Here is a 25,058-nt window from a genome sequence, read left to right on the forward strand (position 1 = left end):
ACCTCCTATACAGGTTTCACGGCATTTCGTTTTGGCAATGTATAAGTTTGCTTTGTCTCATAATACGCAAAGCGTGCCGTTACCTGCTCGCGCACCTCATCAAAGCCTATTACGTCATCAATAATCATTTGCGATGCTAATTTATAAATATCAATATTCTCACTATATTGCTGACGCTTTTGGCTAATAAAATCTGTTCTTTCCTCCTCTGGAAGCTCGGCAATTTTGCCTGCATAAACGGCGTTAACAGCTGCCTCTGGTCCCATAATGGCAATTTGCGCGCTCGGCAATGCTAGGACAACATCTGCACCAAACGCCGGACCTGCCATCGCATATAAACCTGCACCGTAGCATTTTCGCGCAATCAGTGAAATAATCGGTACCGTTGCCTCGGATAAAGCTGAAATCATTTTCGCACCGTGACGAATGATGCCACCCTGTTCAACCTTCGAGCCAATCATATACCCCGGTACATCAGCAACATATAAAAGTGGAATGTTATAAGCATTGCAAATCATAATAAAGCGCGCTGCTTTGTCTGGCGAATCGATAAATAATGTTCCACCTTTCACTTTTGGCTGATTAGCAATAATTCCGACAACACTGCCCTTCATACGAGCAAATCCGGTAATTAGCTCCTTTGCAAATAATTTTTTATATTCAAACCATGAGCCCTCATCAATTAGCTGATCAATTAGTTCATACATATCAAAAGGTGTATTTTGACTTAATGGAATAATCTCTTCAATACTTCGTCCCTTTATTGGAGGCTTTGCCTCAGCTGTTGGTGGCTTCTTCTCCCAATTCGTCGGCATCAACTGTAAATATGCTTTACACGCCTCAATGGCCTCTTGCTCAGATTGCACAAGTACATCCCCTAAGCCGCTTTTCGCACAATGCATTACGGCACCACCCATATCCTCCATGGACACTTTTTCACCAATGGCCATCTCAACCATTCGTGGTGAACCTAAATATGCACTCGATTGCCCTTCAATCATAATGACTAAATCCGAAAATGCTGGTACATACGCAGCTCCAGCTGGAGATGGACCAAATAAAATCGTAATTTGCGGCACAACACCTGACAATTGAATTTGATTATAAAAAATACGTCCTCCATGACGGCGCCCTGGAAATACCTCTAACTGGTCGGTAATACGTCCTCCAGCTGAGTCAATTAAATACAAAATCGGATACTTTAAAGACATGGCCTTTTCCTGTAAACGAATGTTTTTTTCAACGGATTTTGCTCCCCATGAACCTGCTTTCACCGTCGAATCTGCGGCAATAAAACATACAGGTTTTCCATCAATCTTACCAATACCAGTTATCGTTGCATCACATGGTAGCGATGGATCTAAAGCTTCAGCAAAAATATTATCCTCAATAATAGTTCCCTCATCAAAAAGCTTTGCTAAACGATTCCGTACAAATAATTTACCCTGTGCCTCATTGGCCTTATGTCGTATTGTTTTACCACCTTTTAATATTCGTTGTTTTTGTTCTTGAAAAACTTGAAAGTCATCACGCATAATCTTTCCCCTCCTTCTTACTTTTTATATAAGCAATTTGCGTGCCAAATTGAAAAATAATTATTATATATGCTCTTTTTTCTGCAGCAATTTTAAAATTTACACAGATTATAGGTAACCTCCTTAAGTGTATCTAAGTTATTCTCTCCCCCCACAAAAAAACAGAAATAAACTATTATTTGCTAGATATTTCTACTTAATGTACAATTTACAATAAAGTTGTTTGGTTTTTAAGACACTTGTCCGAACAGTTTGTACACCTTTTTAAGGGGGCGATTTTTTGTTTATTCACGAGTTTATGTCAACGTCATTTATTCGCGTTACACCAACAGCAACCATTAAGGAGGTGATACAGCTATTTGAAGAACAAAAACAAGATCTTGCAATCGTTTATCAACACGAGCAGTTCATCGGTATTGTCACCAAATACTCCTTATATCGCCTGTTATTGCATACAAATTCCCTCCAACAAGTAATTACAGAAGCAATTATTGAAGATGTTTTTACGATAAATGAAAACGATCTGCTCTATGGCGGGCGCCATACCTTGCGAACGCAAAAGCTAAGTAATGTTGTCGTCATTAATGAACAACAGCAAGTAACTGGTGTTATTTCTAAAAATGAAATCATTACAGGCTTTATACATGAGTTAGATTCACATACACAACAACAACGCAATATTTTAAACTACTTACATGACGCGGTGATTACCGTAAATGAGCATATGCAGATTACCTTTATCAATAAATCCTGCAAAGATACTTTTCATACTGAAAAATTAGAAGAGAACGAATTATTAACAGCCTATTTTCCAGATTTTCTTCCCTTAATTCAACGTGTGCTACATACAAAAAAAATGTTAGAGCAAAAGATGCTAATACATCGTTTTTCTTGTCTAGCTTCCATCCTTCCGATGACTATGTTGAACGTAACAACTGGCGTTATTATCGTGCTAAAGGACTTAACAAAATTAGAAAAAATCGCCTCCGAATTAGAGACGACAAAGAAAATGGAACTTGTACTACAAAATGCTTTAGACGCGTCGTATGATGGCGTTGTCATAACAAATAGCCACGGACAAATTACACGCATTAATGATTCACTTTTACACCTGATCGAACGAAATGAAAAGCAGGTACTTTATGAATCTATTTATTCTATTTTCCCTATGCTCCCACCATTTCCAAACGCCTTTAAAGGCATGGTACTTACATTAAAAGAACAACGGGGAATTGTCTCAAGTATTCCGATTCAACAAGAAGGACAGCTTGTTGGTATGCTTTATAAATTTGTATTTCAGCAACTACATGTTTGGAAAGAATTACTTGGACAAATTGACCAATTAGAAGATGAGCTATCCTTTTATCGTGGGGAGCTTGTGAAAGCAGCTAAGCATGATGATCATTTCAATTTAATTGTTACAAATGATCTGCAGCTTATTCAACTCAAGCAACAAGCCTTTAATGTAGCCAAATCTTTGTCGACCATTTTAATTACAGGGGAAAGTGGTACAGGTAAGGAATTATTCGCAAACGGCATTCATCAAGCGTCTGGACGAAGTGGTGCATTCATTAAAATTAACTGCGCTGCTATTCCTGAACAACTCATTGAATCCGAGCTTTTTGGCTATTCGGACGGGGCTTTTACGGGAGCAAAGCGTGGCGGCAAGCCTGGAAAGTTTGAGCTTGCGGAAGGCGGAACTTTATTTTTAGATGAAATTGGTGATATGCCATTACCCATTCAGGTAAAGCTATTACGCGTGTTACAGGAGCGAGAATATGAACGACTTGGTGATACAAAAGTGAAAAAAGCAGATGTACGCATTATCGCAGCAACAAATAAGCACTTGCCAACGCTCATTCAGGAAGGTAGTTTTCGTGAGGACTTATACTATCGTATTCACGTTATTCCATTACACATCCCACCACTACGAGAACGAAAGGGAGATATTCCACTTCTTGTCGAAGCATTACTACACAAAATTTCGATTAAGCATCAGCTACCACCCTATAGAATCGACCAGCATGCACTACAGTTATTATTGCACTATGATTTTGTCGGCAATATTCGCGAGCTAGAAAATATTTTAGAGCGTGCTATCTACTTATCACCGGACACAATGATCAAACAGGAGCATATTATGATTAGCCCAATTATTCGTCCACATGATGAATGTAGTCCTTCACTGCATAAGGATAAAATTGATGAAACAGAACGCCGTGGTATTGTACAGGCCATTAAATCGGCAAACGGCAATAAATCGAAGGCCGCCAAGCTACTCGGCATTAGCCGTTCGACATTTTACTATAAATGCAAGAAATATAATATTTCATAGCTAAAAAACGTATATTTCAGTATAGAGAAAATACTGAGTTATAAAGAAATAATCCCTTCCATTCAAGAGAGTGAAGAATTCACTGTGCATGTTCACTTTTTTGTAGGTGGATTAACTTCTTTATACTAAGAATAGTTCGCAGGAAAAATTAGATATTCTCTTGAAGAACTAACATCATCCACTAGCCACATTAAGATACAAGGCATTCAAGATTATACTTTAAAATAAAATACTTTCCAGTTTATAGGATAATAAAAAGCAGCTGTACTTTCAGCTGCTTTTTAAAGATTTCTCTGCTTTACCTTATAATACGAATGACGCAGGTTAGTGCAAGCAAGATAACATTATAAAATAGTAAAAAAACAGATACGCAGTTTGTAAAGTACTCATTTACTTCATAGGCTTCAACCTTAAAGTATCTAAACAATCAAAATATACGAAAGAGAAATTGTTCAAACTAACTACTATATTTTTCATTTACCATACGTACTAAATACCTCAGTAGCAATCTTAAAGGTAATTTTTTCAAATGTTTGCAATGTAATATTTCTGTCCCCTCTTTCAACATCTGCTAAATACGATGTCTGCAGCCCACACTTCTCTGCTAATTCTTCTCGAGTCAACTTTTTATGTATGCACTCTGGTGGCACATACTTTGAAATGAGGCGAGTGATCGCCATAGACATTTCGAGAAAAAATGACATTTTAGGTTCAAAAAGCTTAATATCTGGATGCTTAGGTATTTCATAACGCCTATTTCCCGTTTTAATTTTAAATTTCTCCTTCATCACTGGTGAGGCTGCGAGTACGATACTACCTGGTTGCTCAAAATTGCCAATAACTGCAATGGGATCTTTCAAGACATCCTTCTATCATGGCAATACAGCTAGCGTAAAAACATTTCATATCAATACAAAAATGTCCTTGTGCGGCAGATTGTCGTAATTCATATCACCTCACGCTTCCGATGTGTAACCGGGAGTATTGCTAGAACATTGTTAATAATAAACGTACGCTTTGCCTGCCTCGTAAAGCAAAATGCTGTAAAGGAATCACCAACAATCTTCATGATTTTCACACGCCTTTTCGTAATGACACCAGACTTCGCTACATACATCATGCTAACTACTTGTTGACGCTGCATTGCTTTTATTAACTGTTCTTTCATCTTAGTTGCTCCTTTTCACTAGCTCTGTTATTACCTGAGCTTTACTTCCCTCCGACAAAAAATTGGTGAGTATAACAGTGCTGTTTTTCACCACAGAACAAACGTTTGTATATTTATTATACGCACATACGTTCCTAATTAGAAGTGGTAATTTAAACTAATTTTTAAGGAGGGTGATGTAGCCTTAGAGGACAAATAAAAAAATAGGCGTTCGTGTAAGCCTACACTAACTTTGGAACATATTCTGTGCTGATGACAAGTATTGAAAATTAATGAGAAAGGATGTAATTATTAGCTCAAATATTGATTATACTTCTCCGTCAACACAGTTCACTTTTGATGTAAATGACAGTACTCTCTTTAAAAAAGATAATCAGAATTATATTAATGTCTTAGGTGTAGAACAATTAAATACGTTAGAAAATACGTCCTTGCTTGATATTTTTCTAAGTAAGGACAATGTGATAGAGCCTCACTATCATCAAAATGCAGCAGAACTTGTTTATTGTGTTTCGGGTGCTGCTATCGTATCTATACTTAACCCGTTTACAAAACAGATTCAAAACTATCCTATAACGCCTGGTCAAGTTGCAAATGTACCGCAAGGCTGGTGGCATTATGAAATAGCTACTGAGGATGACACGCATTTACTAGCAATTTTTGATGCTCCAACTCCTGAAGTCATTTTAGGTTCAGATATATTGAGATTTACACCTTCTAATATTATGGCTCACACTTATTGTTTAGATGAAAAGCAATGGAAGCAAACCATTGCACCTATAATACCGTCAACATATATTGGTCCACCTAAAGACTGCAATCGTGTAAAATCGACTTCTGAAAAGCAAAAAAATCCTGATTGTAAGTGTAAACAGAAGCCCAAGCCTAAGCGTAAACAGCCAAATTATATGAACCCATATCCATATCACTACCCATATGTGTATCCTTATGGCTCATATTATTAATTGCTAAACAATATAGCCTAATAATGCATTGGGTGAACAGCTCTACACCTTCATCGAATAAAAATAAATAAACAGGAAAATCTATAGTTTAAAGTCATAGCTTTGTTACTACTAAAAGAGGTGTAGAAAATGGAATTATTTCCAGTGATCCATACAAATTTTTGGGATGCCGTAATAGCCGTTCCAGCTGTGTTAATTATTACACAGCTAATTAAGGTATTTATGCATGTTCAGCCTAAATATGTTCCAGCAATCGCTCTTGCTATTGGCTTGATTATTTCTATCTTCATTAGCCATAGACACAATCTTATTGCAGGAATATTTATGGGCTTTTTTTATGGTTACGCAGCTATCGGAAACTTTGCCGCATTAAAAACAACCATTAATAGCTTTAAAAATAAGAAATTAAAGGAATAAACCTTTTATTAGCTCATCACTAGAAATTTGGGATGACATTTGTTAAAACGTATGTGCGGTTTTTCGGCTGACCCGAGCGATTCTTCGGTTGACCCGATCTTTTCTCTTGGACACGAGCAGTTCTTCGCCTTACCCGATCACTTTCCTCTTGGACCCGAGCAGTTCTTCGCCTTACCCGATCACTTTCCTCTTGAACCCGAGCAGTTCTTCGGCTGACCCGATCACTTTTCTTGTGGACCCGAGCGAATCTTCGGCTGACCCGATCACTTTTCTTGTGGACCCGAGCGAATCTTCGGCTGACCCGATCACTTTTTTCGTGGACCCGAGCAGTTCTTCAAATGACCCGATCACTTTTTTCGTGAACCCGAGCGGTTTTTCGGCTAACCCGATCACTTTTCTCTCGGACCCGAGCAGTTCTTCGGCTAACCCGATCACTTTTCTCTCGGACCCGAGCAGTTCCCCGGCTAACCCAATCACTTTTCTCTTGAACCCGAGCAGTCCACCCGCCGACCCGAGCAAGATGACCCTTTTATTGTAAAAAATGATTAGAATTTCATTAATTAGCACATCCTAATCTCAAATAAATGAACGATAACATGAGTTAGGACGTGTAACTATGGAATTGGTAAATGGACAGCTAGAATCATTACGTTTTAAGGAGATTTTTAAGATTTGGACACAGCTCAGCGTTAATAATGGCTATATCGCTTCAAATCATGCGTTTTTTAAGCACACTGTTGATAAAAATTTGAAGGCTATCATCGTAGAATTTATTCAATGTTTAAAAGAGGAAAATAAACAGCTAACCGCGTTATTAAAGGATAATGGAGTGCTTGCCCCGTCTACAGCAATCGACTACGGAAAGTTGAAAATGGGAGATATTCGAGGGAAAACAGCTATTAATGATACAGAAATCAGCGCCATTGTAGCAATGAATATTGCTTCTTCTGTTATTACAGTGAGCCAAGCTTTAGAAATTTCTATTAAGAAGAAAGATACTACAAAATATGGAGAGCTTCATATGAGGTATGCCATACTCGGTGCTAAACTGGTACAGCTAAGTAAAGATAAAGGGTGGTTACTGGCCCCTGCTACTATTTAATGTAAAAGAGCGCTCGTTTCCACAAAAACGAGCGCTCTTTTACGTATTATCTTCTTCTCACAAACAATAGCTTATACCACTGATTCACTAGGAATGGGAACACAGACAAACTATATATAAAACCTAATTGTGCTGGACTTAAAATGGCAACTTCAAACACACCTGTCAGCATCGGGATAAGCAATACTGCATGTAAACTTAATAAACCGATAAAAAATGCTAGCCACGTATATTTATTTGAAAATACTCCAATGGCAAAAATAGATTCTTTAGATCTGGAGTTGAAGCCATGCACTAATCGTGATAAGCATAATGTTGTAAACGCCATAGTGCTCGCCGTTAACGTATCTCCTGTTGACAACCCGATTTGAAAGGCAACAATTGTGGAAATAGCAATTAGTAACCCTTCGAGCACTACTTGGATTGTAAATGCTTTGTTTAATAGTGGCGTATGAATATTTCTAGGCTTGTCCTTCATTGTTTTTTTATTATTCGGCTCTAAACCGATGGCAATCGCTGGCAGACTATCGGTTAGTAAGTTTATAAACAACAAATGCACCGGCGCGAAAGGAACTGGTAAGCCTAAAATGGTTGCATATAAAACAACAAAAATCGCACCTGCATTCCCTGATAATAAGAACAGGATAGCATTTTTAATATTCGTATAGATGCTTCTTCCATTTGCGATAGACTTGACAATCGTTGAAAAATTATCATCCGTTAAGATCATAGAGGAAGCATCCTTCGCTACCTCTGTGCCGGTGATGCCCATCGCCACACCAATATCAGCTTGTTTTAGGGCAGGGCCATCATTAACACCATCTCCCGTCATGGCAACGACCTTTCCCGTTTCCTGCCATGCTTTAACGATGCGAATTTTTTGTTCTGGTGTTACGCGGGCATAAACAGAGAAATCTTTAACCTTTTCTTGCAGTTGTTGATCCGTTAAATCTTCAATTTCATGCCCTTCAATCGCTTCTGATGGATCATTTAAAATACCGATTTGACTAGCAATAGCCATTGCCGTAATTTTATGATCACCGGTAATCATCACCGGTTTGATACCAGCTTTTATACAGTTTTCAACCGCTCCTTTAGATTCTTTTCTTGGAGGATCCATCATAGCGACTAAACCAACAAAGATTAAATCTTTTTCCGCTCTCACATCAATTGCGTGATTTCCCTTTACCTCTTTGTAGGCAATTGCTAGCACCCTTAACCCATTCATAGAAAAATCACGATTCACTGCTTCGATTTTTTGACGCTGTTGTTTTGTAATATTAAAAATACCATTTGAAGTTTCGATTTTCACAATTTTAGGTAAAAGGACATCTAACGCTCCTTTTGTAATCATGATAGATTGCTGATCAATAGTATTTACCGTACTCATGAGCTTTCTATCTGAATCAAAAGGGATTTCGGCCACTCTTGGATAATGATCTCTTACCAGTAATTCGTCAAAATCATATTGCTTCCCTAATTTTACGAGTGCAATCTCAGTAGGATCACCGATTTCTTTACCGTCCCTTTCCACAGCATCACTACATAATATTGCCTTTAACATCAGATTTTCCTCGACTGCATTTCTAGTGTTTAACCGATCATATGGAATAATTTTTTCATCCACATATACCCCTTGAACAACCATTTTATTTTCAGTTAATGTTCCTGTTTTATCTGAACAAATGACAGATACACTTCCAAGGCTTTCAACGGCATAGAGCTTTCGTATAATGGCATTTTCCTTTGCCATTTTTTGTGTCCCAAACGCCAGTACAATGGTCACAATCGAGCTCAATGCTTCTGGAATTGCTGCCACGGCAAGTGAAACAGCAAACATAAACGATTCTACAAGCGCACGTCCTCGAACAAGGTCAATCACGAAAATAGCTAGACAGATTAACGTAATACCTAAAGCTAATTTTTCTCCAAACTGATCTAAACTTACTTGTAAAGGTGTTTTTTTCTCTTTCGCAGTATCTAGTAAATTGGCAATTTTGCCGATTTCCGTTTGCATACCGATTGCCGTAACTAGAACAATACCACGACCATTTGTCACAAAACTTCCAGAGTATACCATGTTCTTTTTATCAGCAACAGTTACATTGCTTTCTTTGATGGGATCTATAATTTTCGCTACAGCGATGGATTCACCTGTCAATGAGCTTTCATTGATATGCAAATTATGACTTTCTAATAATCTCCCATCTGCATTTATATAATCGCCAGCCTCTAAATAAAGCAGATCTCCGACGACTATATCTTCCGAAGAAACCTCTATTAGCTGATTATTTCGCATTACCTTTGCAATTGGAGAGGTTAAGGCTTTTAAATTATCCAAAGACTGTTCTGCCTTGACATGTTGTACAGTGCCTAGAATAGCGTTTAAAATAACGACAATCATAATGACAATCGTGCTTTCTACTTCCCCTAATAGAAATGAAACGAAAGCAGCAATAATTAAAATAATGACTAATAAATCTTTAAACTGTCCAAAGAAAACGGCGAATGTACTTGTTTTTTTGCCTTCTTCTAATACATTTAAGCCGTATACCTCTTGCCTCTTTTGAACGTCATAATCACTCAATCCTTGATCTGTCACATTCAAAGTTCTCATAACTTCAGCCGATGATTGTTGATGATATTCTGACATTCGATTCCCCCTCCATTTGAATTTATTGAACTATCCTGTCAATAAAAGAAACTCTCGGTACTCACCCTATTCTGAACGCTTTCCTCCTTACTAGATTAAGGAAAAAATGTTTGTATTAGGCTCATCACCAAAAGTTGTGGATGACATTTTTTAAAATATATGCGCTGTATTTTAGTTGATTGTAGTGGAGACTGGGCGACTCCTTGGGGATCAGCGTCACAGATGAGACCCTGGAGCGAGCAACGCGAGTGAAGCGGCTCATCGGACGCCCCCAGGAAAGCGCCCAGTCGGAACGGGAATCAACCACACATTTTGGTGAAGAGCCTTGTATTAGTTAATCAATTTAGATTCCTATTAGTAGATTTCTTGAATTACCTTAAATTCACTTGAATATATAAATCATCAGAATCTCTATCTACTTGGCTCTAAAATACTTTAACTACAACAATCTATTCCTTGTCCTATTCCAGTATGATAATAATCGCTATGGAAATTAATTAAATATAACGTAACTTCAATAATCTACTCTTGCTAGCTATAACATAAAAAAGACATTTGGAATATGGCTACTCCAAATGCCTTTGTCACATGCATAAACTCCCTAATAGACCAGTCCTGCAATTATTTAATTATTTTACTTGTTTCTCTTTATTCGCTACTAATAAATAATCAAGTGCACTCATTCTAGTAAGTTTATGCGTGAACTTTATAGCATCTGCTTGAGAATCAAACATAAAGTTTTCGAGTTCGTCTGTTGGTATATATTGATCAGCAATTTTTCTTTTTAATTTTCGTACAGATAGAGTGTGGGAATCCTCTTCATATAAAATAATAGCACCCACATTGCGGTAAAGCGTCTGGTCAATCGTTGCGACAACTTTCACATTTAATCCGTTAAACTCTGTTAAATCTATTTGCATGTATTTACCAACCCCCTCTAAACTTACATTCTATCTCTAGCGATCATTGTCCTTCTTTTCCAGCAGCATTTTTGGATATTTCATCTCGCTCTAAAATCTATGAGTTGTTGTGAGCCGAATTCAACCCTAACTTAGTCTCATCTGAAACTGGTGCTCTTTTTAAAGAGAAAATAGCACAGCCTAAAGCACATAAAACTAAAACGGCGCCGAAGCTAGCTAAATGCATAACAGACCCTGTAACAGTAAACATAGCTCCACCAACAGCTGAACCTATAGATATCCCGATTTGTAATGCAGCTGTATTTAAGCTTTGTTGAATATCAGATGTTTTTGGATCAATTTGTATTAAATAATTTTGTAATGGAGGTGTAAGTGCCCAGCTAAGTGCACCCCATAAAACTGTAACAACTAAAAAGAGTGGTAAAGCGACAATCGTATAAGGAATAATAAATAATACAACGGCAAATGTTGATACAACAAGTAAAATTGCTTTTCCAGTACCAATTGTATCACTTAACCAACCACCAAGAGCATTCCCACTGACAGAAGCGATCCCGAAGATTAAATAACAAATACTAATCCAAGAGGCGTTCATATCAAATGCTTCTACTAAAAATGGTGTTAAATAAGCATATAACATATAATGACCAGCTAGCATAAACAATGTTGTTAATTGCGCACTAAAGATTTTTAAATTTGCTAATGATTTAATTTGTGCCTTTAATGGAACAACTTCTACAACTGGCATTTTTTCAAGTAGTAACGCAATAAGAATCATTGATATAGCTGAAAGAAGAGCGATCCCTAAAAATACAGCTCGCCAACCAAATGCCTCTGTCACAAATATCCCCACTGGGACACCGATGACAAGTGCCGAACTTACACCTACAAAAACAAGACCTAAAGCTTTTGCACGATGTCTTGGCTCAACAATTTTTGTTGTAATCGTTAAGGATAAAACAATAACCAACGCTGTACTCATCGCGGTAAAAATTCTAGCAATCATAACTGTCGTGAATGTCGTACTAAAATAAGTCATAAGATTTCCTAAAGTAAAAATAAATAAAGAAATAAGATAAAGGCGCTTCCTTTCCACTTTTGCCGTTAATGATAAAAGGACAGGCGCAGATATTGCATAGACGAGAGCAAAAACAGTAATCAATTGTCCTGCTGTTGCTAAGGACACATTTAAATCCTCGGCAATTGCTGGTAATATACCACCCACAATCAATTCCACCAATCCTACTGTAAAGGTAGTAACGGCAAGAATATAAACTCTCCAATTCATAATAATCACCCTTCTAACCTTCATTTTTGTAGGGAGGGTTTTCTATATATGTCTAAACATCTACCGAATAAAGACAAAAAAAATCCTGACTACAAAAATGAAGCAAAATTTTTGTAGTCAGGATTTTATGGTTCCTGGTAGAGACCCTCAATCCATATCATTGAGGTTATACAGATCAAAATATTTACTTTAGCTATAGTAGCATATTGAATTTTACATGACAACCATTTTTATGAATCTACTTCATCCACTCTTCTTTCTCATCTAAAAAACGATTCGTTATAGCACTCTCCATCATCAAAATTCAATTTATCATGGCAACCACCTAGCTACTTTCATCAAAAAAAATCCATTAACAAGAGATAAATTTTAGATTTTACTTATAATTCTTCAAGTTTGAACATACATAATAAAATAACAGAATATTGCGAGGTGATTGTTTGCGTATATTAGGTTTAGTATGCTATTTTCTAATGTTGTTTTATGGCGTAGAACTAGTAGTAGAAGAGCTCACAATCGATGAACCAGCAATCAATTCCCCAAGTCTGAGCAAACAGCAAATCCCCATAAAAGAAACTGTTGAAGATTCAACAGTTTGTGTCTATTACCCCTCTTATAAAGTTTGCAAAGCATTAGCAGATAACGAATACAGGAACAAATAAGCTAGAACTTTAACCTAAACGAAAAAAGGCTGGGACATAAGTATATTTTCAAAGTAAAATTAAAAAATTTCACATCAGAAAAGCGCGAGAAATCAATTTTAGAAACGTTGATTTCTCGCGCTTTTTTAGGTTTTGACCAGTTATGTTCCAGCCTCTTTTTCACTAATTTATTTTGGACCGAAATGGAAATGACTAAATGGATATAGTGTTACTTTAGCTTCACCATAAATGGCATCTTCAGAAATTAAACCATAATGACGGCTATCGTAACTTTTCAGACGGTTGTCCCCTAGTACAAAATACATACCTTCAGGCACTTTTTTCTCTTTTAGTAATTGCTCTAACGTGAAATTTTCTGTAATGCGTAATTGATTAGGATCATCTGTTTGACGATTTACATAATCTTCTTTATAAGCTTTACCATTTACATACAAAACGTCGTCCTTCATTTCAACTGTATCACCTGGCAAGCCAATTACTCGTTTAATATATAGTTCATCTTCTGTTGGTGATTGAAAAACAATTTGATCAAAGCGATCAATTTTACTCATTTTACTTACAATAATAATATCCTTATCATGATAAGTCGGGTACATAGAAGCACCCTGCACTTTAATCGGTGCAAATAAAAATTGCTTACAGCCTAAAACAACTACAGCAGTAATGACAATAATTTTAAGATAAGATAGTAATTCTTTTTTAAAACTTGTTTTCTCTTCTTGCATGTTCATTCCCCGATACTGTTTTTTTTATAGTATAACATTTTCTACAGTATATTGACGAATTAATCACATAAATTGTTTCAAGTTCAGAAAAATGGTTTATCACCATATCCTGAGGTTGATTTCCTTCAGTGGGGCATCCGATAAACCGCTTCGCTCAATCAACTTTTATATGGCTCATCACCATAACGAGGGGTTGATTTCCGTTCCGCCTGTGGGCCCCCAGGCGGAACGAAGATCAACTAATATACAGCGCATATATTTCAAAAAAATGTCAGCCTTAACTTTTGATAATTAGCCAAAAAAATAGACAAAGCTACATTAACTTTGCCTAGATATCTTCTATTTTTTTGTTTTCACGATTATGAATGGTTTTTTACGTAGTAGAGTGATGCTGCTCATTCCATAAATCTACTGCTAAAACAATACCTGCATGTAATGCCACTGCTAATAAAATTGTGCCTATAATCATCACAATCACTCCCTCAACCATTTCTAAGATGATTATACACCCAATTTTCTGATATTTCAAATAAAATAAAAAATCATTCAACTAGGCATGCACCCTACCTGAATGATTTTTTATGTTTCACATGAAAATTTTCAAGCACAATAGTTGTAAATGTCGGATAGCTGAACTGACTGGATTTTTTTGAACTTTGCGTTTAGGCACATAGCTTTGCATGCAATTATTGAGAGCTGTATACCTAAGCACCTGGGTCCTCCCATTCATTCATCTCCCTCCCTTCATTGCCAAAAGTTTCACAACTATTATGCTCAAATCCTTACTTCTTACAATTTATTGCAAATGGGCTTTTAATTCCGATTGAATTTTGCCGAGCTCTGTCTCATCAGGAACGTAATACCATATGTTATTAACTCTTTCGCCACCCTCTGCTTCAAATGATAGCTGATCAATATTGCCATCCATTTTTTTATAAATACTTTGTAGCTGGATTAAATCCTTCATCGTAAAATTCATACGGACATTATCGCCTACTACATCAAGCATATCTGTAGCCTTTAATAATATTGATGGTGTCGTCGAAGCTTTTTTCAGAACTGCCTCAATAATTTGTCGTTGGCGAATTTGACGACCAAAATCACCGCGGGGATCTTCATAACGAATACGTGAAAAAATTAGTGCCTCCTCACCGTTTAAAGTAATCTCTCCCTTTGGATAATGATGCTTATCATAAGTTAATTCCATGTCATTATCAATCGTTATCCCACCAATTGTGTCGATAATTTGCAGGAAGCCCTCCATATTAACATACACATAATAATCAATGGGAATATCTAAAAAATGCTCCACCGTATCCACAGCCATTGGGACGCCTCCAAATGCATAAGCATGATTAATTTTATCAACGGAATCATGGCCGATAATTTCTGTACGAGTATCTCGTGGTATACTAAGCATCTTCATTGTTTGTTTTTCAGGGTTCACCGTAACGACAATCATCGTGTCTGAACGTCCACTATCATTTTTACGTTCATCCACTCCAAGCATTAACACAGAAAATGGTTCTTTTTTTGTCACTGTTTTTTGTTCTTGTGCTTCACCATCTGTCGTTTCTAATAATGGTGTATTTATTTTATTCATCGTTTTCTGGATTGTATAATAAGCAGTACCAATAAAAATTAAAAAAATTGCTAATAAGCTGCCTACTATCCAAAGCCAGATTTTTTTCTTACTCTTTTTTTCCTTAGAACGCTTCATATTTTTTTCCATACATAAGTCCTTTCTTGCTTATCAAATTTACCCCTCTTTTTGACGTTTTAAGTTGGAAAAAAGTTTATATAGTCTATTTATATGCATACTGGACGAAAAAAAGACGTACACTAGTATTTACTATATGTACAACAGACTATTCTTTGATTGTTAACTTATATAAAAGACATACATTTTAACAAATATCGTCATTTTATCTCCAACAAAAAGCCGTTTCACACCGAAACGACTTTTAATTTACACGCCTTTGTCTTGTATTCCTTGCACTAATTTTTCTTGAATCAGCAAATATTGTGCGATTTCTTCATCATTCAACACTTCAAAAAGCTGTATAAAAACTTCTTGTCCAATTGATTGAGCTTTCGCTAAGGCTTTTTCACCTTCATCCGTTATTTGTAAACGAATTGTACGACGATCAGATGGATCATATAATCTTTCTGCTAAACCGAGCTTTACTAATTTTTCAGCAATACTCGTCATTGCCCCTTTTGTATAGCCAAGCGTTCCTGCTAACTCAGCCTGCTTCTGCGGACCTTTTGCGTGTAACTCACTTAATACTAAAATGGGTGATATCCCTAACGGATATGGAAACGCTTTTGTAAAACGGATAATATTAGCATTATTCATCTGTTCAATCATATGGATAAGCTTAAAAATATTTGTTTGTGTCAAAAAAATCCTCCTTGAACCCTAAGAAATTAGTGAAACATCACTAAACCCCGTTCAGTATAATTGACATTGAGAATTATCTGGAGCTAAAAAAACAGCTGCACGTCTATTCTTATTGAAAAAGCGACTAAGCGGATTTTATTTTTAGCCGCTTCATAATACTTAACCTTGTACACCTATGAATTAGCAGGTGATTAATATGCATTTAGTTTAACATTAACCAAATGCAATAAAACTACGCTGTTCAAATCTTACATTTCATTTGCAATCTGCTTGACAATCTCGTCGATGGATGGGATAGCTGAAGTTTTGTTGGCTTGTGTTAAAATACTAAAAATATACCACTTGCCACTTTTACCTTTTACGTAACCACTCAAAGAATAAGTTCCAGAAATATAGCCCGTTTTTGCAGATACACTATAGCCCTTCATACGATTTTCTAAAGTTGCACCAACAAGCGCACCCTTTCTCCCTGCATGCGGTAATGCATCTAAATATGAGTAATACCAGGGTTTACTTCGAACTTTATATAATAATAGACTTTCTTGCATACTACTTACTCGATTTTGATGACTTAAACCTGAACCATCTTCAAAATACCATTGATCCATATTGAGCCCAATATCATTACCGTATGTACGAATTGCTTGAATGCCTGCAGACCAGCTTCCTTCACCAAGTAGTTCTCGTCCGATCTGTTTTGTAAACATATCACCCATACCATTAAGACTTAGCTTTAAAAATTTAAAGTTAATATCCTGTAATGGCTTTGAATAGGAAATACCTACTCGTTGTGCATTTTCAGGTACCTTCCCAATTTCAAGTGGCATTGTTTGGATACCTTTTGCTACTAATTTTTCCCGAAATACATCAAGTGTATACAGAGTTGGATCAAAGACAGTTACATATGTATTCTTCTGAGAACCTGCTGGTAAGTTACCTGTTATAATGATTCGATCTGTACCATATTCTCTTGTAATTTTCACAGTACTTTTCTCGCCCTTTTTAACAATTTTTGTTTTGTTAACAACAGGAATGGTACTTGCAAACGGAACAAGCTGAACATTAGCCGTATTGCCAACCTTTGAGCCTGTCATTTTCACTTGCACAGTTGCAATATCATATTGCTCATTTGGCGAAATCGTTAATGCCGAAATACGTGAAGCATAAGGTAATGCCTCTTCTTGCGGTACAATTCCCTTCGGTAAACGATCTGTATCAAACCACGTATCATCCGCAATTAAGGAACCTGTAACTTTCGATATCCCCATTTTCTTCAGTCCATTAGCAAGTGATTCTAAATGGATAGGCAAAAGCGTTGGGTCTCCCCCGCCCTGTAAATAAATATTGCCTTGAAGTACACCGTCTTCAATTGGACCATCGACATAGACTTTCGTTTCAAAGCGATAATCAGGTCCAAGTAAATCTAATGCAGCAGCACTGACCAAAATTTTATGAGAAGAAGCAGGACGTATCATTTTTTCACCATTTTTATTGTAAAGTACATCCCCTTTTTCCGTATCTCGTACGGTAATGCTGTACTCGTTATTCTTCCAATTTTTCGCAATGATGTTATTCACTTTTGTTGTCATTGTTTGCTCACTTGCTTCAGCCTTTTCAAGAAAGGTTATTGGTAAGCAGCAAACCATAAAAATCATCGTTAATAAAGGTATTTTCTTTTTCATAGACCCTCCTAATAGCAAATTTCTACATGGTTTTATTTTACGGAAAAATTTAGCATTTTTCAACAAATCAATTATGCCTAGGCATAATTACGTCCGCTTTCGCTACAAAAAATATTTACCAAAATAAGTTAAACTCATTTTTCTACGCAAAAAACTTTCATGGATTGGGTTTACAGCCCGAAAATCCATGGGTGTTTTATTTTACAAAGAGGCACTTCACAAAAATATGTACGCGTCGGCGTTGGCATGGCCTAAATGTCTTTTATACTAGCTTATTTTTTTAGATTTTAGTATGAACCCTGACAAATAACATGGCATCTTTTTATTCGATAAGAATAAACTGTAGTAGCTAGCTAGCAAATCACTTTCAGGAAAGGAGTTGGTTACAATGGGTGCTAAATGGATAAAAATTTCTGTCATGTATTTGGTGATTGTTTTGGCTTTTGGACTGTTTATGCATTATACAATTCAACTTCAATGGACGGCTACACATGCCCACATTGGTGTGTTAGGTTGGCTGACAACTGGTTTTATTGGTTTAATTTATTCAATTTATAAGAATGCAGCCGAGACCGGGCTGGCCAAGGCACAATATTGGCTTTACAATATTGGATTGCCGTTCCTCTTAATCGGTATGATGATGGTTTATCTTGATGTGCCACGCTGGTTATTTGAGCTCTTCGTATCAGGTGGGGGCATCGCTGTAGCAATTTCAGCACTATTATTTGTTGTCAATGTCTTTAAACATGTAAAATAGTACATTTTAAATAGCAAGGCCCCACTTTTTTAGCAAAGTGGGGCTTTATTCATACCATTAGTAAGTGTTAATAACTATTTCGCAACAACTATTCAACTTATTATTGCAATGAATTCGCCTGCATTTGATACATCTTTTCGTAAATACCGCCCTGTTCTAAAAGTTCGTCATGTGTGCCACGCTCAACAATTTTACCTCGGTCTAAAACAAGAATACGATCCGCATTTTTAATAGTAGAAAGTCGATGAGCGATAATAAATGTTGTACGTCCTTTTTTCAACACATCCATTGCATGTTGAATAATCTCCTCTGTTTCCGTATCAATATTAGACGTAGCTTCATCTAATATTAAAATAGCCGGGTCAAAGGCAAGAGCACGTGCAAAGGAAATTAACTGACGCTGCCCAGATGACAATGTGCTCCCCTTCTCAATAACAGGCTCATCATAGCCATTTGGCAAATTCGTTAATACACGTTCCCCACCAACAGCCTTTAATGAGGCTTCTATCTTTTCACGTGAAATTTTAGGGTTGTTTAGGCTGACGTTTGAAGCAATAGTACCTGTAAATAAGTATGGATCCTGAAGAACAATGCCCATATGTTCACGCATTGTTTGACGAGGAACCGAAGTAATATCAATTCCATCAATCGAAATTTTCCCTTTAGATGGGTCATAGAAGCGGAACAATAAGTTCATAATCGAACTTTTCCCAGATCCTGTATGGCCTACTAAAGCAATTGTTTCGCCTTGATGTGCCTCAAAAGATAGATTTTTCAATACATATTCATCATTTTTATAAGCAAAGGAAACATCTTCGAACACTACATTTCCTTTATAACGAGGTAAACTTTTTTCAGATACAGGTTCCCCGTTAATATCTAACACCTCAAACACACGCTTTCCTGCAACAAGCGAGCGCTCAAGCTGAGAAAATTGATTGACGATATTCGTTATTGGATTAAATAATCTCGTTAAATAATCAACAAAGGCATATAAAGTCCCTGCAGAAATAGCTTCTGTTGCCGTAAATGACTGTGTACCAAAGTAGAAAATAAAGATCGTAAACATAATGAGTCTTAATGTATTAACAAGGTTGAAGGAAGTTGCAGAATCAAGGAAAAGTAGCTTGCGTTCATATGCATAATGCTCATTATTCATGTCATCAAATTCCTTCGTCATTTGTTGCTCACGGCGGAATGCCTGAATAATCGTCATTCCTTGAATAGATTCATTTATCATTGCGTTAATATCGGCAATTTTCGTTCTGATCACATCATTATATTTCGAGGCAACTTTACGATATAAAATCATCCATAAATAAACGACCGGTACCATCGTTAATGCTAGGAATGCCATTTTCCAGTTTAAAATGAAAAGTGCGATATAAACACCCACAATAGAAATTAAGCTCGTAACGAAGTTTGAAAGTACCTGTACATATAAATTACGAACAGCCTCCGTATCATTCGTTACACGTGCGACAATTTTCCCCGCTGGTAAATTATCGAAGTATTGAATTGGCAATGTTTGAATATGCTCAAAGACATCCTTACGTAATTTTTGTACAACACGGTTCGCACCCATTTGTAAATAGATATACATAAAATAGCGTAAAACAGCTGTAGCTATTGCTAAAATTAAATAGACAAGTAACAGCCAAGTAATTGGTTTTAATTTGATGTTTCCAATTGTCATGTAATTATCAATGATGTGCTTTGCAATAAATGGTCCAACAAGCTCCGTAAAAACGGCGATTGTTAAGAAAAATAATCCAAGTAATATCGGTTTTTTAAAATACATTGCGTAGTGTATTAAACGTTGATTCGTACTCATGAGGCACCTCCTTCTAGCTGCTGACGGTCAAATTGCTCTTTATACCATCCTTGTTGTGAAAGAAGCTGCTCATGTGTTCCCTGCTCTACAATTTGGCCTTCATCTAGCACGATAATTAAGTCAGCATGCTGGATTCCTGATAAACGGTGTGTTGTAATAATCGTCGTTTTGTCTTGTCGTTCTCGCTGTATATTTTCAATAATTTTTGCCTCTGTCTTTGCGTCTACGGCCGAAAGTGAGTCATCAAGCATTAAAATTTCAGGGTCCTTAATAAGGGCGCGCGCTATTGACACACGTTGCTTTTGACCACCCGAAAGAGATACACCCTTTTCACCAACAAGTGTCTCAAGACCCATCGGTAAATTTTCCAAATCCTTTTCAAAGTATGCTGCACGAATCGCCTGCTGCAATTCAGCTTGTGTCGCATCTTCTTTCCCAAATAAAACATTTTCACGAATGGTACGTGAGAATAGAACATGATCTTGTGGTACATAACCAATCCAGTCGAGTAACTGCTCCTTCGTCTGTGCAGTAATATCGACTCCATCAATCGATAGCTGCCCCTCGCCGATTGGATACTCGCGTAATAATTGTCGTAGGAAGGTCGTTTTCCCCGCTCCAGTTTTACCAACAATCCCAAGTGTTTGCCCCTTTTTCAACGACAACGAAATTTGTTGAAGGTTTTTCACCTGACTCATTGGATATTTGAATGTTAAATCATCAAAGCCAATCGCATTTGGCGTCGCAATCGTTTGTGGATTCGCAATATTCCGAACATCTGCCTCGTAGTTTAGCGTTTCCTGTACACGATCAAGAGAAGCGCTTCCTTGCTGCATCACATTGATCAGTTCTCCAATTGCAAATATTGGCCAAACTGCTAGCCCTAAGTAAACATTGAACGTTACAAGCTGCCCAACTGTCATAGCCTCAGTCGCTACTAAATGAGCACCGTAGCCAAGGGCAACAACATAACTAATCCCAGTACCGACCTTTGTAATCGGTCCAAATAAGGCGTTTATTTTTGCAGTATGCATATTTTTTTCATACACAATCTCGCTCATCTCTGCAAAATTTGCCTCATCCTTTTTTTCTTGCACATATGCGCGCACAACTCTCACACCTGCAACGGACTCTAGAACACTGTCATTCAGCTCACCAAAAACATCCTGTGCCTTCATATAACGTTCATGCACAATTTTCCCTAAATATTGAATAAGGATGGCCATGACCGGCACTGGCAACATTGCAAAAAATGTAAGCTTCCACGAAATCATATAACCCATGGCAAAAATAATACAACCCATATAGATTGTAGAATCAATTAGTGTCATAATTCCGAAGCCCGCAGTTAGTGACACTGCGTTTAAATCGTTCGTCGCACGTGCCATTAAATCTCCAGTACGATTTTTTTCATAAAACGTTGGCGTCATGCGTAGAAAATGCTGCATAAGGTTCCGACGTAAAATTTTCTCTAGGTTAATAGCCCCTTCAAATAGTCTGAATTGCCATACAAAATTAAGGGCATAACCGCTAATAATGATGCCAACAAAAATCAAAATATACTTTGTTAAAATAGCTGGTGTCATTTCTCCAGCAGTCAATATATCAATAATTGACCCTAGTAAATACGGTGGAACAACTTCCAAGCCACTGGCAATTATTAAAAGTACAATTGCTAGAGTATATTGCTTCCAGTACTTCTTAAAAAACCAGCCTAATTTACTTAAAACATCAAACATACATTATAACCTTCTTTCTCCATTGCTGTTGAGGCTTTACTACCCACTATCTAGACATTCCTTTTTGAAAATCATTTTTAGTACTGTGTTTCGCATACTACATACACTCCTTTTTTTGTTATCACTACAACCTTTTTTGCAATAAAAAAGACACATACCCCTAAAAAAGAGCATGTGTCTCTTAATAAAAGGCAAGGTGTAACCCATACCTTTTGCTGCAATGTAAAATATGAAGCTAGAAGACATGGACAATGTATGTAGTTGTTTGTTTATATGATACTGGTAAAACTAACATTGTCATGACCTCCTTCGCTTAGTTTGTTATAGTGTTCTTGAAGATTATCACACTTTAGAAATATCTGTCAACTAACCCACTGTTATTTTTTACTTTTTTCAGAAAATTATTAGCACTTTAAAGCAATGAATTACTACAGCATAATCTTATGTTTAGCATGTTAATTCTCCATAAACAAAAGGTGTGTGTTAATTAACCCCCATATCTATCCACTTTTATTAATTAAAAGGCTCATCACCAGGACGTGTGGTTGATTTCCGTTACGGCTGGGCGCTTTATCGCTGACGCTTCGCTTTCGCACAGAGCAAAGCTTCCTGGGGGCGAGCGCTAAGCCGCTTCATACTGTAACAGAATGTGATGCTATGCAGTGCATATTTTGGTGAAGAGCAAAATCTTCAAACATATAAAACAAGTGTTTGTATTGACTTTAACGCTGCGTAAACCTTTATGGTTAGTTTGTATTAACCAAAAGGAGGAAACAAACATGAATGAATTTTATCAAATGCCATTATTTTTAAAGTTAAAAGTAAGAGATATTGAAAAGTCAAAAGAATGGTATACGAATGTACTAAATTTCAATTCAGTATTTGATTTTCCAGATACTGAAGGAACAACTGCAATGACACATTTAAGAGGGGCAAAGTATCAAGATTTAATGTTAATAAAAGATAAAAAAGCCAACTCCACTGATTCAGTCATTATTAATTTATTTTCTAATGATATTCATAGTATTTATCAAGCCGCGCTGGACAATAAAACGATTATTATTCAAGAGCCAACAGTTCAACCATGGAATGCAAAAGAATTAACTATAAAAGATCTAGATGGCTATATTTTCACAAAATTGAACTTCAGGAAGCCCACTTTTTCAGAGGTGGGCGGAATGAAGTGCTTTTTTCTTTACAGAACATACGTTTTTGTTGTATATTGTGAATAATCAAAAAATAAAGGGGTGACGGGTAATGACGAAATCGAAAAAAGATTGTTTTATTATAGAACTCAAGTTGCTTATAAATACATGGCAAAAGGATATTCTATTAAAACGTTTTGAAATTGCCCGTACACTCTATAATACGACTTTGTCTTATGCAATAAAACAATATACTTTAATGCAGGAATCAAAACACTATCGAAAACAATTACGTTGCTACCAAAAAGCAAAAAAATCTAATGATACAAAAGAATTGAAGCAGACCGCACAAGAATTAGATAACATTCGTCAATCTTTTGGATTAAGTGAAAATCAACTGCATGCGTATATTAAAAAGCATCAACATAACTATAAAAAACATATAGATAGCAATACTTCCCAGAAAATCGCCTCTACTGTTTGGAAAGCGGTTCAGGATGTTCTATTTAAAGGGAGCAAAGCACACTTTAAACGTTACGGAATGCTTCATTCTGTAGAAGGGAAATCTAATAAAGCAGGCATTCGATTTAAAGAGAATGTTGTCTATTGGAACGGATTAACCCTTCCTATTCGTATTCGCAAACAAGATTTATTTGTAGAAGAATCCCTTGCTCTTCATACCATTAATTATTGTCGTCTAGTCAAAAAAGTGATTCGTGGAGTACATACTTTTTACGTACAACTCGTGATGGATGGGGTTCCTCCTGCAAAGAGAATTCCATCTACAGGAGCCTTTCGACATGCCTATCAAAAACAAAAACGGGTAGGTATTGACATTGGTCCTTCTACCATTGCGGTTGTTTCAGAAGAAACTGTTTTCATCCAACAACTTGCGCCAGAAGTACCTTTATTGGAGAAACAAAAAAGACGTTTATTACGCAAATTGGATAGAAGTCGTAGAAGTACCAATCCTAACAATTTCAACAAGGATGGTACTATTAAACATAGCGTCAAACTCCGTTGGACATATAGTAAAAACTATCAAAAAACAAAAAAACAAATAAAAGAATTATATAGAAAGAAAGCTTCCTACATCAAAGAAAAACATGGTGCGTTAGTCAATAAAATCTTGTCTCTTGGCGATGAGGTGTACATCGAAACCATGCATTTTAAAGGATTAGCAAAGCGTACAAAAGAAACCAAAACAAATATACAGGGTAAAATCCAATCCAAAAAGCGTTTTGGAAAAAGCATTGGGAATCATGCCCCTGCGATGCTAGTGGAAATCATCCATCAAAAATTAGGTTACACAAAGCAAACGATACAGAAAGTAAATACGATCACCTTTAGAGCCAGTCAGTATAACCATGTGACGGATCGTTATGAAAAGAAAAAACTCCATCAACGTTGGAGTCAAATTGGAAGTCATCTTGTACAACGAGATTTATATAGTGCGTTTTTACTGATGAATAGTGAACCAAATTTACAACAAACGAATCAAGACTTATGCAATAAAACGTTTACTACCTTTTTAGAGTTACACAATCAACATATAGAAGACTTGAAACAAGTAAAGAAAACATTCCCTCTTAGCATGGGTATCAAACAAATCAAGTGAGAGGTATTCCCCCGTAGGTAGAGCTACCTGCCTTCGTTAAAACTTATTGTCAACACAACATCGGTTGTGTAAATAAGAAAGTCTTATAGAACAGAAGATAAATCAAAGA

22 protein-coding genes and 1 riboswitch are annotated in these 25,058 nt (G+C 36.6%); of the genes, 8 read left to right on the top strand and 14 right to left on the bottom strand.

The features are described 5' to 3' along the window. Positions 1-5: 5 nt before the first annotated feature. Entirely contained in the window at positions 6-1,535 is a 1,530-nt protein-coding gene (locus QUF91_RS15835; RefSeq protein WP_285400126.1) for an acyl-CoA carboxylase subunit beta, read from the bottom strand. 280 nt (positions 1,536-1,815) lie between these two features. Between QUF91_RS15835 and QUF91_RS15840 the strand changes: the two genes are divergently transcribed. Continuing rightward, positions 1,816-3,870: a sigma-54-dependent Fis family transcriptional regulator gene (locus QUF91_RS15840; protein ID WP_285400124.1), complete on the top strand. Its 2,055-nt coding sequence runs from the start codon at positions 1,816-1,818 to the stop codon at positions 3,868-3,870. A 473-nt stretch (positions 3,871-4,343) separates the two neighbouring features. Here the strand turns inward: QUF91_RS15840 and QUF91_RS15845 are convergent, their stop codons facing one another. Then, on the bottom strand, positions 4,344-4,730 hold the full coding sequence (locus QUF91_RS15845; protein ID WP_289418468.1) for a helix-turn-helix domain-containing protein: 387 nt from the start codon (positions 4,728-4,730) through the stop codon (positions 4,344-4,346). A gap of 86 nt (positions 4,731-4,816) precedes the next feature. Beyond that, on the bottom strand, positions 4,817-5,038 hold the full coding sequence (locus QUF91_RS15850) for a transcriptional regulator (protein WP_285400121.1): 222 nt from the start codon (positions 5,036-5,038) through the stop codon (positions 4,817-4,819). Between the two features lie 272 nt (positions 5,039-5,310). Between QUF91_RS15850 and QUF91_RS15855 the strand changes: the two genes are divergently transcribed. Further along, positions 5,311-6,003, top strand: coding sequence for a cupin domain-containing protein (locus QUF91_RS15855; RefSeq protein ID WP_483308089.1), 693 nt, complete (start codon positions 5,311-5,313; stop codon positions 6,001-6,003). 129 nt (positions 6,004-6,132) lie between these two features. Then, on the top strand, positions 6,133-6,420 hold the full coding sequence (locus QUF91_RS15860; RefSeq protein ID WP_285400120.1) for a hypothetical protein: 288 nt from the start codon (positions 6,133-6,135) through the stop codon (positions 6,418-6,420). A 171-nt stretch (positions 6,421-6,591) separates the two neighbouring features. On the opposite strand, the gene QUF91_RS15865 is transcribed toward QUF91_RS15860, so the two are convergent. After that, positions 6,592-6,987, bottom strand: coding sequence for a hypothetical protein (locus tag QUF91_RS15865; protein WP_289418470.1), 396 nt, complete (start codon positions 6,985-6,987; stop codon positions 6,592-6,594). Between the two features lie 49 nt (positions 6,988-7,036). Between QUF91_RS15865 and QUF91_RS15870 the strand changes: the two genes are divergently transcribed. Then, complete coding sequence (locus tag QUF91_RS15870; RefSeq protein ID WP_289418471.1) at positions 7,037-7,522, top strand: DUF3231 family protein; 486 nt, start codon at positions 7,037-7,039, stop codon at positions 7,520-7,522. Positions 7,523-7,568: 46 nt separating this feature from the next. Here QUF91_RS15870 and QUF91_RS15875 read toward each other — a convergent pair whose 3' ends face one another. Beyond that, a complete protein-coding gene (locus QUF91_RS15875) occupies positions 7,569-10,175 on the bottom strand; it encodes a cation-translocating P-type ATPase (RefSeq protein WP_289418473.1) in 2,607 nt (868 codons plus the stop codon). Between the two features lie 203 nt (positions 10,176-10,378). Here QUF91_RS15875 and QUF91_RS15880 point away from each other — a divergent pair, with 203 nt between their 5' ends. Next, complete coding sequence (locus QUF91_RS15880) at positions 10,379-10,513, top strand: hypothetical protein (protein ID WP_289418474.1); 135 nt, start codon at positions 10,379-10,381, stop codon at positions 10,511-10,513. 291 nt (positions 10,514-10,804) lie between these two features. Here QUF91_RS15880 and QUF91_RS15885 read toward each other — a convergent pair whose 3' ends face one another. The 7 genes from QUF91_RS15885 to dacB all read right to left on the bottom strand — a co-directional run bounded on the left by QUF91_RS15885 (position 10,805) and on the right by dacB (position 17,856). After that, a complete protein-coding gene (locus tag QUF91_RS15885; RefSeq protein WP_285400116.1) occupies positions 10,805-11,095 on the bottom strand; it encodes a hypothetical protein in 291 nt (96 codons plus the stop codon). Positions 11,096-11,192: 97 nt separating this feature from the next. After that, complete coding sequence (locus tag QUF91_RS15890) at positions 11,193-12,383, bottom strand: MFS transporter (protein ID WP_289418476.1); 1,191 nt, start codon at positions 12,381-12,383, stop codon at positions 11,193-11,195. Positions 12,384-12,477: 94 nt separating this feature from the next. After that, positions 12,478-12,577: riboswitch (purine riboswitch) on the bottom strand. Positions 12,578-13,212: 635 nt separating this feature from the next. Further along, a complete protein-coding gene (lepB, locus tag QUF91_RS15895) occupies positions 13,213-13,770 on the bottom strand; it encodes a signal peptidase I (RefSeq protein ID WP_285396722.1) in 558 nt (185 codons plus the stop codon). Between the two features lie 373 nt (positions 13,771-14,143). Then, a complete protein-coding gene (locus QUF91_RS15900; RefSeq protein ID WP_285396720.1) occupies positions 14,144-14,239 on the bottom strand; it encodes a transcriptional regulator in 96 nt (31 codons plus the stop codon). 327 nt (positions 14,240-14,566) lie between these two features. Continuing rightward, positions 14,567-15,502, bottom strand: coding sequence for an LCP family glycopolymer transferase (locus QUF91_RS15905; protein ID WP_285396718.1), 936 nt, complete (start codon positions 15,500-15,502; stop codon positions 14,567-14,569). Between the two features lie 237 nt (positions 15,503-15,739). After that, complete coding sequence (locus tag QUF91_RS15910; RefSeq protein WP_285396717.1) at positions 15,740-16,174, bottom strand: MarR family winged helix-turn-helix transcriptional regulator; 435 nt, start codon at positions 16,172-16,174, stop codon at positions 15,740-15,742. A 248-nt stretch (positions 16,175-16,422) separates the two neighbouring features. Further along, complete coding sequence (gene dacB, locus QUF91_RS15915) at positions 16,423-17,856, bottom strand: D-alanyl-D-alanine carboxypeptidase/D-alanyl-D-alanine endopeptidase (RefSeq protein ID WP_289418480.1); 1,434 nt, start codon at positions 17,854-17,856, stop codon at positions 16,423-16,425. Positions 17,857-18,244: 388 nt separating this feature from the next. Between dacB and QUF91_RS15920 the strand changes: the two genes are divergently transcribed. Beyond that, complete coding sequence (locus QUF91_RS15920) at positions 18,245-18,613, top strand: hypothetical protein (protein ID WP_285396714.1); 369 nt, start codon at positions 18,245-18,247, stop codon at positions 18,611-18,613. Between the two features lie 100 nt (positions 18,614-18,713). Here QUF91_RS15920 and QUF91_RS15925 read toward each other — a convergent pair whose 3' ends face one another. Continuing rightward, on the bottom strand, positions 18,714-20,447 hold the full coding sequence (locus QUF91_RS15925; RefSeq protein ID WP_289418482.1) for an ABC transporter ATP-binding protein: 1,734 nt from the start codon (positions 20,445-20,447) through the stop codon (positions 18,714-18,716). After that, positions 20,444-22,186 carry an ABC transporter ATP-binding protein gene (locus QUF91_RS15930; RefSeq protein ID WP_285396712.1) on the bottom strand — a complete coding sequence of 581 codons (1,743 nt, stop codon included), beginning with the start codon at positions 22,184-22,186 and terminating at the stop codon, positions 20,444-20,446. The genes QUF91_RS15925 and QUF91_RS15930 overlap by 4 nt, the downstream gene beginning before the upstream one ends. Before the next feature lie 779 nt (positions 22,187-22,965). Between QUF91_RS15930 and QUF91_RS15935 the strand changes: the two genes are divergently transcribed. Beyond that, positions 22,966-23,418: a VOC family protein gene (locus QUF91_RS15935; RefSeq protein ID WP_289418484.1), complete on the top strand. Its 453-nt coding sequence runs from the start codon at positions 22,966-22,968 to the stop codon at positions 23,416-23,418. 25 nt (positions 23,419-23,443) lie between these two features. After that, the gene (locus QUF91_RS15940) at positions 23,444-24,949 is read left to right on the top strand and encodes a transposase (RefSeq protein WP_289418486.1); all 1,506 of its coding nucleotides are present in this window, start codon (positions 23,444-23,446) and stop codon (positions 24,947-24,949) included. The last annotated feature ends 109 nt before the right edge of the window (positions 24,950-25,058 follow it).

The sequence above is a fragment of the Lysinibacillus sp. G4S2 genome, from assembly GCF_030348505.1.
Lineage (GTDB): Bacteria > Bacillota > Bacilli > Bacillales_A > Planococcaceae > Lysinibacillus.

Bases quoted from the DNA above. Each gene is read 5' to 3' on its own strand.
- QUF91_RS15835 (WP_285400126.1), bottom strand. From the start codon at position 1,535: ATGCGTGATGACTTTCAAGTTTTTCAAGAACAAAAACAACGAATATTA.
- QUF91_RS15850 (WP_285400121.1), bottom strand. From the start codon at position 5,038: ATGAAAGAACAGTTAATAAAAGCAATGCAGCGTCAACAAGTAGTTAGC.
- QUF91_RS15855 (WP_483308089.1), top strand. From the start codon at position 5,311: ATGAGAAAGGATGTAATTATTAGCTCAAATATTGATTATACTTCTCCG.
- QUF91_RS15860 (WP_285400120.1), top strand. From the start codon at position 6,133: ATGGAATTATTTCCAGTGATCCATACAAATTTTTGGGATGCCGTAATA.
- QUF91_RS15870 (WP_289418471.1), top strand. From the start codon at position 7,037: ATGGAATTGGTAAATGGACAGCTAGAATCATTACGTTTTAAGGAGATT.
- QUF91_RS15875 (WP_289418473.1), bottom strand. From the start codon at position 10,175: ATGTCAGAATATCATCAACAATCATCGGCTGAAGTTATGAGAACTTTG.
- QUF91_RS15885 (WP_285400116.1), bottom strand. From the start codon at position 11,095: ATGCAAATAGATTTAACAGAGTTTAACGGATTAAATGTGAAAGTTGTC.
- QUF91_RS15890 (WP_289418476.1), bottom strand. From the start codon at position 12,383: ATGAATTGGAGAGTTTATATTCTTGCCGTTACTACCTTTACAGTAGGA.
- lepB (WP_285396722.1), bottom strand. From the start codon at position 13,770: ATGCAAGAAGAGAAAACAAGTTTTAAAAAAGAATTACTATCTTATCTT.
- QUF91_RS15900 (WP_285396720.1), bottom strand. From the start codon at position 14,239: ATGATTATAGGCACAATTTTATTAGCAGTGGCATTACATGCAGGTATT.
- QUF91_RS15905 (WP_285396718.1), bottom strand. From the start codon at position 15,502: ATGGAAAAAAATATGAAGCGTTCTAAGGAAAAAAAGAGTAAGAAAAAA.
- dacB (WP_289418480.1), bottom strand. From the start codon at position 17,856: ATGAAAAAGAAAATACCTTTATTAACGATGATTTTTATGGTTTGCTGC.
- QUF91_RS15920 (WP_285396714.1), top strand. From the start codon at position 18,245: ATGGGTGCTAAATGGATAAAAATTTCTGTCATGTATTTGGTGATTGTT.
- QUF91_RS15925 (WP_289418482.1), bottom strand. From the start codon at position 20,447: ATGAGTACGAATCAACGTTTAATACACTACGCAATGTATTTTAAAAAA.
- QUF91_RS15930 (WP_285396712.1), bottom strand. From the start codon at position 22,186: ATGTTTGATGTTTTAAGTAAATTAGGCTGGTTTTTTAAGAAGTACTGG.
- QUF91_RS15935 (WP_289418484.1), top strand. From the start codon at position 22,966: ATGAATGAATTTTATCAAATGCCATTATTTTTAAAGTTAAAAGTAAGA.
- QUF91_RS15940 (WP_289418486.1), top strand. From the start codon at position 23,444: ATGACGAAATCGAAAAAAGATTGTTTTATTATAGAACTCAAGTTGCTT.